The sequence below is a fragment of the Sandarakinorhabdus sp. genome (assembly GCF_040398665.1).
In the GTDB taxonomy this organism is placed as follows: Bacteria; Pseudomonadota; Alphaproteobacteria; order Sphingomonadales; family Sphingomonadaceae; genus Sandarakinorhabdus.
Genome location: NZ_JBBATQ010000001.1, coordinates 558723 through 571059, shown reverse-complemented (window position 1 = coordinate 571059; position 12337 = coordinate 558723). Strand labels below are relative to the sequence as shown.

The 12337-nt window shown below is 63.9% G+C and carries 10 protein-coding genes; 5 read left to right on the top strand and 5 right to left on the bottom strand.

The window, feature by feature from the left end; translation table 11 throughout:
- Positions 1-32 precede the first annotated feature (32 nt).
- Complete coding sequence (locus tag ABWP22_RS02675; RefSeq protein ID WP_353198377.1) at positions 33-1178, top strand: N-acetyltransferase; 1146 nt, start codon at positions 33-35, stop codon at positions 1176-1178.
- A gap of 275 nt (positions 1179-1453) precedes the next feature.
- Here ABWP22_RS02675 and ABWP22_RS02670 read toward each other — a convergent pair whose 3' ends face one another.
- From ABWP22_RS02670 to hflK, 3 genes are all read right to left on the bottom strand, one after another.
- On the bottom strand, positions 1454-3028 hold the full coding sequence (locus ABWP22_RS02670) for a Do family serine endopeptidase (protein ID WP_353198376.1): 1575 nt from the start codon (positions 3026-3028) through the stop codon (positions 1454-1456).
- 83 nt (positions 3029-3111) lie between these two features.
- On the bottom strand, positions 3112-3960 hold the full coding sequence (gene hflC / locus ABWP22_RS02665) for a protease modulator HflC (RefSeq protein ID WP_353198424.1): 849 nt from the start codon (positions 3958-3960) through the stop codon (positions 3112-3114).
- 10 nt (positions 3961-3970) lie between these two features.
- A complete protein-coding gene (gene hflK, locus ABWP22_RS02660) occupies positions 3971-5101 on the bottom strand; it encodes an FtsH protease activity modulator HflK (protein ID WP_502951075.1) in 1131 nt (376 codons plus the stop codon).
- 148 nt (positions 5102-5249) lie between these two features.
- Here hflK and ABWP22_RS02655 point away from each other — a divergent pair, with 148 nt between their 5' ends.
- From ABWP22_RS02655 to ABWP22_RS02645, 3 genes are all read left to right on the top strand, one after another.
- The gene (locus ABWP22_RS02655; protein ID WP_353198374.1) at positions 5250-6275 is read left to right on the top strand and encodes an Mrp/NBP35 family ATP-binding protein; all 1026 of its coding nucleotides are present in this window, start codon (positions 5250-5252) and stop codon (positions 6273-6275) included.
- Between the two features lie 3 nt (positions 6276-6278).
- The gene (locus ABWP22_RS02650; RefSeq protein WP_353198373.1) at positions 6279-6707 is read left to right on the top strand and encodes a CoA-binding protein; all 429 of its coding nucleotides are present in this window, start codon (positions 6279-6281) and stop codon (positions 6705-6707) included.
- 199 nt (positions 6708-6906) lie between these two features.
- Positions 6907-8172 (top strand): metal-dependent hydrolase family protein, encoded by a 1266-nt coding sequence (locus ABWP22_RS02645; RefSeq protein WP_353198372.1) that lies wholly within the window; start codon positions 6907-6909, stop codon positions 8170-8172.
- Positions 8173-8286: 114 nt separating this feature from the next.
- On the opposite strand, the gene ABWP22_RS02640 is transcribed toward ABWP22_RS02645, so the two are convergent.
- Positions 8287-8463, bottom strand: coding sequence for a hypothetical protein (locus ABWP22_RS02640; RefSeq protein ID WP_353198371.1), 177 nt, complete (start codon positions 8461-8463; stop codon positions 8287-8289).
- An 88-nt stretch (positions 8464-8551) separates the two neighbouring features.
- Positions 8552-9787: a hypothetical protein gene (locus ABWP22_RS02635; RefSeq protein ID WP_353198370.1), complete on the bottom strand. Its 1236-nt coding sequence runs from the start codon at positions 9785-9787 to the stop codon at positions 8552-8554.
- 738 nt (positions 9788-10525) lie between these two features.
- Between ABWP22_RS02635 and ABWP22_RS02630 the strand changes: the two genes are divergently transcribed.
- Positions 10526-12337, top strand: coding sequence for a DUF885 domain-containing protein (locus ABWP22_RS02630; protein ID WP_502951074.1), 1812 nt, complete (start codon positions 10526-10528; stop codon positions 12335-12337).

Sequence of the window (12337 nt, the reverse complement as noted above, 5' to 3'; positions counted from 1 at the left end):
AATTTGCCGCAAATCGCGATTAACGGATCGGCATGACCAGCGCCATCATCATCAAGCCCGTCGAAACCAAAGCCGACCACAAGGCGTTTGTGGAGCTGCCCTGGCAGCTTTATGCCAAGGATCCGCACTGGGTGCCGCCGCTGAAATCGGAAATGCACGGCCTCATCGGCGGGCTGAAGACCAATCCGTGGTTCGAACATGCCGAAGCCGCGTTCTGGCTGGCCTATCAGGGCAACAAGCCTGTCGGCCGCATTTCGGCGCAGGTCGATCAACTGGTGCTCAAGCACATGGGCGCCGGCACTGGCCATTGGGGCATGTTCGAATGCATCGATGATCCGGCGGTGGCAGACGCCTTGATGAATACTGCCGAAGCCTGGCTGCGCACGCGCGGCATGACCCGCGCGCAAGGCCCGTTCAGCCTGTCGATCTGGGATGAGCCCGGCCTGCTGGTGCAAGGCTTCGAAGCGCCGCCGACGGTGATGATGGGCCATCATCTGCCCTATTACGAACGGCTGATCACCGCGCATGGCTATGCCGGGGTGAAGGACCTGCACTGCTGGTCCTTGCCGATCAAGCAGCCGCTGCCGGAGATCGTGCAGCGCATCGTGGCGGCGTCCGAACGCAATGCCAAGCTGGTCACGCGCCCGGTGGACAAGACCAACTTCGACGCTGAAGCCGCCTTGATCCTCGACATCCTGAACGATGCCTGGGCGGACAACTGGGGATTTGTGCCGCTGACACCGCTCGAAATTGCCTATGTCGGCAAGAAGCTGAAGCCGATCATCTTCAACAATCTGGTGCGCATCGCCGAATATGAAGGCGAACCCGTCGGCTTCATGATCACCCTGCCGGATGTCAACGAGCTGACCCGCGATCTGAATGGCGAACTGTTTCCATTCGGTTGGGCGAAATTGCTGTGGCGCCTGCGCAAGCCGCAAGTCAAACGCATGCGGGTGCCGTTGATGGGCATCCGCAAATCCCTGCAAGGCCAGCGCGTGTCCAGCCTGATGGCCTTCCAGATGATCGAATATATCCGCCGCAGTTCCATCGCGGATTTCGGCGCGTCCGAAGGGGAGATCGGCTGGATCCTTGACGACAACGGCCCGATGCGATCGATCGCCGATGTCATCGACAGCCACGTGACCCGCACCTATCGCGTCTTCGAACGGCCCTTGTAGACTCGATTGCGCTTTGATTGAGGCACACCGGCTCCCTCCCCCTTGCGGGGAGGGCGACACGACGCCAGCCGAGCAGCCTGCCCCGGACCTGATCCGGGGGGGTGGGGGTTCCTGCCTTTGGTAATATAGAGCGCAACCCCCACGGGCCTCGCCTTCGGCGTCTCTCGCCTTCCCCGCAGGGGGGAGGGCGTTGAACGCTTCAGCTTGAGCGCAATCCACCCCAAGCAAAAAAAGGGGGGCGGTCTCCCGCCCCCCATTCCTTCATGCGTCCGGGCTTATTTGGCCGGCTTGTCAGGCAGCAGCTTGATCCCGCGATAGGTGGGCGGGGTGTTGCCGCGCTGCACCAGCATCAGCACCGTGTCCTTGCCGGCCTTGCGCTCGGCATCCACCGCGGCGGCGGCTTCGGCCGGGTTGGTCACCGGCTTCTGGCCGATCTTCACGATGATATCACCGCGCTGCAGGCCCTTGGCAGACGCGTCCGATGCGGGGCTGATGCCCGCAACCACCACGCCCTGCACCTTGTCGTCGATCCGCAGTTGCTGGCGCAGTTGCGCGGTGAGCGGTTGCAGCGTGATGCCCAGGCTGGCGCGCGCCGATTCGATGCCCGGTGCCTTGTCGTCTGCGGCCGGGGTTTCATCGTCATCGGTCGGCAGGCCGGCCCGTGCCTGGACGATATTCTCGGCCGGGCGCTGCGCGATGGTCGCCATCACCTTCACCCGCTTGCCGTCGCGGATCAGTTCGATCGGCACGGTGGTGTTGATCGGCGTGGTGGCCACCAGATACGACAGGCTGTTGTCATAATTGACCTGGCGCCCCGCCACCGACAGGATCACGTCGCCCTGGCGGATGCCGGCGCGCGCCGCCGGGCCGTTCGGTTCGACATTGGCAACGATCTCGCCCGTGTCCTTGGGCAGGCCCAGGCCGTCGGCGATGTCAGAGGTCAGCCGCTGGATGGCGACCCCCATGTAGCCGCGCTTGACCGCACCGCTGGCCTTCAGCTGATCGATGACCGGCTTGGCCAGTTCGGCCGGAATGGCAAAGCCAAGGCCGACGTTGCCACCGGTCGGTGAGAAGATCGCGGTGTTGATGCCGATGACATTGCCAGCCAGATCGAACAGCGGCCCGCCGCTGTTGCCCTGGTTGATCGACGCATCGGTCTGGATATAGCGATCATATTGGCCGGAGCCGATATCGCGGTGCAGCGCCGAAACGATGCCGGCGGTCACCGTGCCGCCAAGGCCGAACGGATTGCCGATGGCGATCGCCCAATCGCCGACCCGGATCTGCTCGCTGTTGCCGAACTGCACGAAGGGCAGGCCGGTGGCTTCGATCTTCAGCAGCGCCAGATCGGTGAGCGTGTCGCGGCCGACAACGCGCGCCTTGTATTCCCGCCGATCCGACAAGGTAACCGTGATCGATTCGACCGGCTTGTCACGACCCTCGCCAGCCGAAATCACGTGATTGTTGGTGACCACATAACCATCGGCACCGACGATGAAGCCCGAACCCAGGCTGGTCGCCTCGCGCGTGACCGGTTCGCCACCGTCCTGCTGCTCCTGGAAGCGGCGGAAAAATTCCTCCAGCGGATTGCCGCCGGGCTGCCCGGGCATGCGGCGCATGCGGCCGACTTCCACTTTCTGGGTGGTCGAGACGTTGACGACGGCCGGTGCCAGCCGTGCGGTCAGATCGGCAAAGCTGCGCGGTGCGCCGCCGGGCGGCTGGATGGCGACGGCCGGTGCCACCGCATTCTGGGCCTGCGGCGCGGCAGGCGCCTGCGCCACAGCGATGGCGGTGAGGCCGGTGGCAAGCACGGCGAGCGGAACCAGGTGACGGAAGCGCTTTGACGACATGTGTCTCTTTCTACTGATCGTGCGACGGACGGACGAAGACCCGGCTTATGCGAACAGCACGACTAACCGTGCATGAACGAAGCTCACCGGTTGGTGCGACGCCCTTCGAATTCGCGCAGGAATTCATTGTTCGGACCCAGGATCACCGTGCCGGTGCCATCATCGAAGGTGGTGCGATAGGCCTGCATGGCACGGTAGAAGGCATAGAATTCCGGATCCTTGCCAAAGCTTTCGGCATAGATCTGCGCCGATTGGGCATCGGCCTGGGCGGTCACCAACTGCGCCTGCTTGTTGCCCTGCGCGCGAATGGTCGCAGCTTCCTGCTGGCGCGCCGATGCCATGCGGGCATAGGCGGCTTCCAGCGGCGGCCCCGACGGCAGATCGGCGCGCTTGATGCGCACATCGATGATTTCCGCACCATATTGCTTGGCTTGGCGGTTCACCGTCAGCTGGATTTCGTCCATCAACTGGCCACGTTCCGGGCTGAGCAGCGCCGCAAAGGGCTGCTTGCCGAGTTCGTTGCGCAGCTTGGACGCCAGAATGCGCTTCAGGGCATCGGCGGCGTTCTGTTCGCTGCCAACGGTTTGCACCATGCGCAGCGGATCGACGATGCGGAACCGGGCAAAGGCATCCACCACCAGCCGCAACTGATCGGTCGACAGCACGGTCTGGGCATCCATGTCGAGATCGAGGATGCGCTTGTCGATGAACTTCACATCCTCGATGAACGGCACCTTCATCGTCAGGCCCGCACCGGTTTCCCCCAGGCCCGCCTTGGGATCATAGGCATTGACGATCCGCTCCGGCTTGCCCAGCCGCAGCACGACCGCCTGCTGGGTTTCGGGGACGGTGTAGAAACTGCCCATCGCGAGCACGACCAGGGCAAAGCCGAAAGCCGCCAGCAAGGCAGGATTGCGCATCAGAATCGCCATCATTCAGTCCTTAACGCTGCGGGGCGGTTTCGGCGGCCGGCGCGGCCGCGGCCGCGCGGCGGCGCACTTCAGGCAACGGCAGATACGGCGTGACGCCGGGAGCATCGATCACCGTCTTGTCAACCTTGGCCAGCACTTTTTCCATGGTTTCCAGATACATGCGCTTGCGCGTCACTTCGGGGGCCAGGCGATATTGCGCATAGACGGCATCAAAGGCCGCCGCATCGCCCTGCGCCCGCGCCACCAGCGCCTGGGCATAGGTACGCGCGCGGTTCAGATATTGCTGCGCATCCTGCTGGGCTGCCGACACATCCTTGAACGCACTGTCGATGGCGACGGGCGGATCGGCCTGCTTGATGTCGACACCACGCACTTCCACCCCCGACCGATAGCTGTCGAGCAATTCCTGCATGCGTTCGCGCACCTGTTCGGCAATCTGGGCCCGCTGCGGACCCAGCGCATCGTTCAGCGTCGCGCTGGAAACTTCGGCGCGCATGGCGCTTTCCGCCACTTCGCGCACGGTCTTTTCCGGGTCCGACAGTTCATACAGATAGGATTCGGGCGCCTTGATCTTCCAGCGCACCGTGTAGGCCAGATTGATGATGTTCTGATCGCCGGTGAGCATCAGATTTTCACTGGCGCCCTCGCTGGATGAAATGTCGATGATGTTGATCTGTTCGACCTTGCGGCGCTCCACCGCATCGATCGGCCACGGCAGTTTCAGGTGCACGCCCGGGCCGGTGGTGTCCTGATAGGCGCCAAAGCGCTGCACAACCGCGCGTTCCTGCGCATCGACCCGGTAGAAGCTGGTAAGCAGCAACCACGCCGCGACGATGGCACCGCCGGCCCACACCACCCAGCGACCATCGCCGATATCCATGCCGCCGCCGCCGCCCGGGCCGCCGCCGAACTGGCTGCGCAGGCGTTCCTGGCTGCGGCGGATCAGATCATCGAAATCGCCGCCGCGACTTGGACCCTTGTTGCCCATGGGACGCCGCACCGGGCCTTCGCCCCACGGATTGGCCGGCCGGTTCTGCGGCCCGCGTTCGGGCGGCCGTTCGGGCGGCGTTTCATTGCCTTCGCCGCCACGATTGCCCCAGGGGCCGTTGCCGCTATCGTCGGAGTTGTTCTGCCAGGGCATGGGAATGCTGTTCCAGACCTTATCACGCATCAAGAAACCACTATATACGAAGCTCGAACCGCGATTGCGAGGGCATGCGGCACCGCAGCAGCGTTTGTTGGCCATTGCGCTTGTCGCATCGGGCGCAATTTGGGGAAAGCAGCTGGGAATGTCGTTGAAAGACAAGGTCACAATCGCCCTGGCCGCCGTCGCGGACCCCGCAGGCGGAGATGTGATCGCATCGGGCCGCGCCGCCGGCATCGTGGTGAAGGATGATGGACAGGCCGGGCTGGTGCTGGCCATCGATGGCCTGGATCGCACCGCCGCCGAACGGTTGCAGGCGGCTGTCGAAGTCGCCGTGAAGCGCGTGCCGGGCATCACCGCAGCGCGCATCATCCTGACCGCCGATCGCACATCCGCCCCCGCCAGCGCGGCGCGCCCGGCCGAATCCACCGTGCCCGGCATCCGCAAGCTGGTGGCGGTGGCCAGCGGCAAGGGCGGCGTCGGCAAATCGACCGTGGCCGCCAATCTGGCCTTTGCGCTGGCGCGGGCCGGCCAGGCGGTCGGCCTGCTGGATGCCGATATTCATGGCCCCTCGGTGCCCACCTTGCTGGGCATCACCGGGCGGGCGCGGGTCGAGAATGACCGGCTGCAACCCGAAACAAGGTTCGGCATCAAGGCGCTTTCGATGGGCATGATGACCGATCCGAACAAGGCCATTGTCTGGCGCGGGCCGATGGCATCGTCGGCCCTGGTGCAGATGGTCGAACAATGTGATTGGGGCGCATTGGATGTGCTGGTGATCGATCTGCCGCCCGGCACCGGCGATGTGCAGTTGACCCTGGCGCAGAAGCTCAAGCCCGATGGCGCGGTGATCGTATCCACGCCGCAGGATCTGGCGCTGATCGATGCCCGCCGCGCGGTGGCCATGTTCAACGATGTCGGCGTGCGCGTGTTGGGCGTGGTGGAAAACATGGCCGGCTATTGCTGCCCGGCGTGCGGCCATGTGTCTGATCCGTTCGGTCGTGGCGGCGCCGAGGCCGAAGCCGCGACCATGGGCGTGCCCTTCCTGGGCCGCATCCCGCTGCAGATGACCGTGCGCGCCGCCGCCGACGCCGGCCAGCCGGTGAGCGGCGACAGCGCGGCGATTTTCGACGAGATTGCCGCCGGCGTCATCGCCACGACCGGATTGTAAGCCGTGCCGCTGACCCGTGATGCCGATATCGCCCGGCTGCTGCGCGAAACCCGCACCATCGCGCTGGTCGGCGCCAGCGACCGCCCCGAACGCGCGGCGCACGAGGTGATGGCGGTGCTGCTGGACCACGGCTATCACGTCATTCCGGTCAACCCGCTGCTCGCGGGGCAGACCATTTTGGGGCAGGCCGTCGTGGCCCGCCTTGCCGACATTGCGGCGCCCATCGATCTGGTCGATGTGTTCCGCCGCAGCGAATTTGTTGCCGAGGTGGTCGATGAGGCGATTGCCGCCGGCGCCAGGGCGGTGTGGACGCAATTGGGCGTGATCGACTTGGGCGCGGCGGCGCGCGCCGAGGCGACAGGGCTGCAAGTGGTGATGGACCGCTGTCCCAAGATCGAGCTCAGGCGGCTGGGCCTGCCCAGCATCAACTGAACCTCACCTCTCCCCGCCGGGGAGAGGTCGAGAGACGCCGCAGGCGGCCCGGGAGAGGGGCCGGGCGCACCTTGCTGCCACACGCGACCCCTCTCACGCCGCGCGTGCCGCGCGAGTCGACCTCTCCCCAAGGGGAGAGGTGAACATGTGAGCTGGTGTCGTCTAAGCTGCCATAATGCGTCCAACCCCGGGGAATTTCATGCGCCACGCCATTTTCGCCGCCTTGCTGCTCACCGCCGCGCCGGCCGCTGCCGAAACCATCGCCATCCGCGCCGCGCGCGTGATCATTGATGCCGCCAAGCCGGCGTTGGGGGCGTCGACCATCATCGTCACCGATGGCCGCATCACCGCCATCAATCCGGCCAGTGCTGCTATCCCAGCCGGCGCGCGGGTGATTGACCAGTCAACGCGCACGCTCAGCCCCGGCCTGATCGACGCCCATGTCCACCTGACCGGCGATCCGGGCACGCCGTTCTGGCGCGAAGCGATCGACAGCGCCGAACTGTCGGTCGCCTATGGCCTGAAAAATGCGCGGGCAACCGCCAAGGCCGGGTTCACCACGGTGCGCGATCTGGGCAGCGCCCGATTGGCTGGCTTTGCCGTGCGCGATGCCATCAACAGCGGGATGTTCCCCGGCCCGCGCATCCTGGCGGCCGGCACCTCGCTGTCGATCGTTGGCGGCCACGGCGATGTGTCGGGATTCGCGCCGGCAGTGAACGACGCGCTCGACCAGGGCAACACCTGCACCGGCGCGGTCGAATGCGCCGCCCGGGTGCGCGAAGCCAGCCAGCGCGGCGCCGATGTCATCAAGTTCACCGCCACCGGCGGCGTGCTCAGCCAGCAGGGCCGCGGGCTCGACCAGCATTTCAACGACGAGGAAATGCGCGCCATCGTCACCACCGCACACAGCCTGGGCCTGAAGGTCGCCGCCCACGCCCACGGCCCGCGCGGCATCGAAGCCGCCGCCCGCGCCGGAGTCGATTCGATCGAGCATGGCACCTTCGCCGACGAGGCCGGCGTGAAGGTGATGGCCGCCAACGGCAGTTGGATGGTGCCGACCCTGCTGGCGTTCCGCGCCACATCCGAACAATTGGGCAGCGGCGCCTACACCCCGGTGGTCGAAGCCAAGATCCGCGCCATCCTGTCGCTGCGCGGCAAGCAGATCATCGCCGCCCGCAAGGCCGGCGCCCGCATCGCCTTCGGCACGGACAGTGGCGTTTCCGCGCACGGCCGCAACGGCGAGGAAGCCGCCGACATGGTGGAGTTTGGCGGCATGACCCCGCGCGAAGTGCTGATCAGCGCCACCAGCGCCGCCGCCGAGCTGCTCGGCCTGGCCAGCGAGACCGGCACGCTGGAAGCCGGCAAATCCGCCGACATCATCGCCACCGATGGCGACCCTTCGGTGGACGCCAAGCAACTGGCGCAGGTGCGCTGGGTGATGGCGCGCGGGAAGGTGGTGGAGTGAGCGGTCTGTTGAGGTAGAAAGGCGGCCTCCGGCGGGCAGGGCCTGAGGCCCTGCACCCACTTTCGTCTTCGGGCGCGCTGGTTGGAAGTGTGTCCGCTTACGCCCTAAATTCGGTCATTCACGCACGATCAAACGCTTCATGGTAGCAGCCGTTCGTTCATCTTCGACCGGTTGTAGTGCAATGGCCGCCTTTGGGACTTTTCGGTCATTCCGCACGATGACTTTAAACTGAGCAATGCTGGCCGGTGGCCTGCTGACTGGCATTGCATGAGAGACGGGAAGAGCCGTCATCGAACAGATGATCCATAACCATCAGGCCCTGTTTCAAACTAAAATCGCCTAACCCTATCCAACGCTGCAAATGGATGCGCCACCTGCATCACTTTATCAGCACGCCCACGATGATGCCGGCGATCGCGGCCAGAGCGACCTGGATGGCATTGTTGCGCTTGGCCACCATCAATGCCACGAGCTCACGGATCTCCTGCCGCAACCCGACGATCGGGTCGGGCATCGGCTCGACGTAATCGTCATCGTCCCGATCCTCGTCGGCGAACCAGTCAGGATGCTTGGCCTGCAGTTCCTCGATCCGCTCCTCGTAGAAGCCAATCGTCACCAGTTCGTTATCCTTTTTCGACCCATGCCACAGCATGCTGTTGAGGTTAGACCGACCCCGCGCCGAGGCCCAGACCTTGTCGTTGACTGAAATGTCGAAATATATCTTAGGGTCCCGGTCAATCCACTCATTCCAGTCGAGTTCGCGAAACGCCTTCGCATCCGGGTCGAAAGACCGATAGAAGGCCTGGCGGAGGGAGGGGTCGGCGTGGTTCAACTGCTCGACCGATGGCTTCATGAACCGCGCAGCGATGGCCTCACGGACGTAGCGGGTGGCTGCATATTCACCCTCATCCGCCGGGCGCCAGCGATCCAAGACGGCTTCAAGATCACTGATGCAATCCCACGGTGCGTATAGTTTGACGTACAGTTTGGCTAAAGCGTTCGCCCAATCTGGCGTAACCGGCGCTTTCTCGGTGAGTTCCCACGCTCCCATATAAAATTCATTATAATTATACTCGGCGAACCCATCCAGGTAGTGCCGCTCAGTGCTTTCCTTGCGGCTTTGTGAGATGCGAGGGTTTGCGGAAAGAAAGTTAAGGACCGCGATGTAGCGATCCTCAGGGAGGTAGCGCTTGTCCTCCTTACGGTCATCCTCTGGCTGCCATGCACCGATGAGCGCACCATAGAAGCCGGCACTCAGCCCTGGATTCTCGCAGATGGCTCGCAGTTGGGCGATCGGACCGTCGAAAATGAGGTCCCAGAGCAGATTTTCTTCATGTCGCTGGAAATCGGCGAAAGGATTCTCGTCATGTCGCCAGAAATTGGCGAGGGAGCCGCCGTTAAAGAGCGAAGCGTTTGTGCAGGCAGTGACCCTGACGGCGTCTGAGGAACGGCGATACACGCGGCGGAGGATCGTCTGGGAGCGACCATACTCGGCTAAGGCGAGATCGATTGCGGCGCTCCGCCGACGGAACAAGATGTATTCGAGGATATGGGCGTCAAGTGGCGTGTCGACGGTGCCTATTACCGAAGAGATGGTGACAGGCCGATCACGCAACCAAGCTACGGCGGCGTCCTCGCTGCACGACGCCAAGAATGCCGCGTTCCGATAAAGAGCCGGTGCCCGCGTGGTTCTAGTGTTCATGTGCGACAAGCCATCTTCCTCAGCCCCTCGCCATCAAGGGCCGCCGTTCGTTGGCTACCACAGATAAAGCCGAACAGCAGTTCCTGAAAATGACCGGGTTCCGGCGAGCAGCCGACCGTCCTTGGACCGAGAAATGGCTTGAACTCGGTTGATTCCCGCCATTCGCTTGTCAATCTGAGAGGCTGCGCTGCCGATTCAGTCACGCAAAAGCAACTAGTCTGCAAGCCACCCCATAGCTGCCCCCAGCCACATAGCGCAAGCGACAGGTGTGGGCTGCACTGCCGCCCTGTCCTACACGGGCAAAGCCTGACATCCTGTTGTTGACGGCTGCTGATGCGCAGCCCCAAAAAAGAGGAGAAAAAAGCCTGAATCCCGCCGGATTCGTCAAAGGCGTCAAAACTGGTGCGGAACAATTTGTCATGGGATGCCGCAAGTTCGGGCCATCCGCGCGACAATCTGCTCGTTCTCAGATCGGGAATGGCCACATCGCAAAGGCCGCCCGAAAACTTATCGGGTGCGCAGGTCTGCGACCCTGCCCACGTCACCCCGGACTTGATCCGGGGCGGAGGCCCTTCTGACTCCTCTTCAGTGGCATTGACTACACCGCCCAGCGTCTTATTGCAGCAATACGGTCCCCTTGGAGTTTTGATGATGCGCGTTGCCGTTGCCCTTCTGCTCGCCACCAGCCTGTTCACCGCGCCGCTGGCGCTGACGCCTGCCGCCGCGCAGCAGGCCGCCGCAGCGCAATCGCCGTCCGCCCGGTTGAGCAGCTTGTTTGCCGCCAGCGATGCGGACAGTTTGAAGCGCAATCCGCTGAACGCGCTGTTTCGCGGGGACACGTCGCGCGCCGATCAGTTGGGCGAACTGATCACCGATGCCGCCTGGATGGCCGAGAAGCGCGCCGCCGAGGCCGAGCTGAAGGCGCTGGCCGGCATCGACCGCGCCGCGCTGACGCCCGACGAGCAGGTGAGTTACGACACGTTCAAATGGCAGCGCGAAACCGATCTGGCCGGCTATGCGCCGGCGCTGCTGGCGGCCACGTTGCCACGGCCGATCGATCATTTCTTCGGCTTCCACAATTTCCTCGCCGAGTTGCAATCGGGCGAAAGCGTCGCACCGTTCAAGACGCTGAAGGATTATGAGGATGCGTTGAAGCGCAGCGACCAGTTCGCGCTGCTGATCGATCTGGCCATTTTGCGCTTCCGGCAGGGCATGGTCAGCGGCGTGGTGCAGCCCAAGCTTGTGGTGCGCAATGTCGTCGATCAGCTCAACAACCTCACCGCCGGCGGCACTGACGCATCGATCATGATGAAGCCGGTGCAGAAATTCCCCGAAGGCTTCAGCGCCGCCGATCAGGTCCGGTTGAAAGCCGCCTATACCAAGATGATCGGCGAGCGGGTGAACCCGGCCTTGCTGCGGCTGCGTGATTTTCTGAACAATGAATATCTGCCGGTGGCGCGCGACAGCGTCGGCCTGGCGGCGATGCCGGGCGGGCCAGAGCTTTATCGCTATCTGGTGGCCAGCACGACCACCACCGATCTGACGCCGGACGCGATCCACAACATCGGCCTGAGCGAAGTTGCCCGCATCCTGAAGGGCATTGACGAAGTGCAGGCCAAGGTCGGCTTCAAGGGCGACCGCAAGGCGTTTTTCGACTATTTGCGCAGCGATCCGCGCTTCAAGTTCGCCTCTGCACAGGCGATGGGCGATGCCTTCCGTGCTACCGGCACCCGCATCGACAAGGTGGTCGGCAATTTGTTCGCCACCCTGCCCAAGGGCGGCCTGGAAATCCGCCCGGTGCCGCCGCACCGCGAGAAGACCGATGCCGCCGGCAGCTATCAGAACGGCACGCCGGACGGCAGCCGCCCCGGCGTGTTCTATTACAACGCCTATGATCTGCCATCGCGCAGCACCACGGGCGTGGAGACCTTGTTCCTGCACGAAGCCGTGCCTGGCCATCATTTCCAGATCAGCCTGGCGCAGGAGAATGAGAAACTGCCGGCATTCCAGCGTTTTGGCGGCAATACCGCCTTTGTCGAAGGCTGGGCGCTCTACGCCGAAAGCCTCGGGCCGGAACTGGGCATGTTCACCGATCCCTATCAGTTGATGGGCCGGTACAACGACGAGATGCTGCGCGCCATGCGGCTGGTGGTCGATACCGGCCTGCATTCCAAGGGCTGGGGTCGTGACCAGTCCATCGACTATATGCTGGCCAACAGCAGCATGAGCCGCACCGATGCCACCATCGAGGTCGAGCGCTATATCGCCATTCCGTCTCAGGCGCTGGCCTACAAGATGGGTCAGCTGACGATTCGCCGGCTGCGGACGAAGGCGGAAGCGGCACTGGGGCCGAAGTTCAACATCAAGGGCTTCCACGCCCAGGTGCTGATGACCGGCGCGCTGCCACTGGCAGTGCTGGAGGCCAAGATCGACCGCTGGATCGCAGCGGGCGGGCCGGCGTAA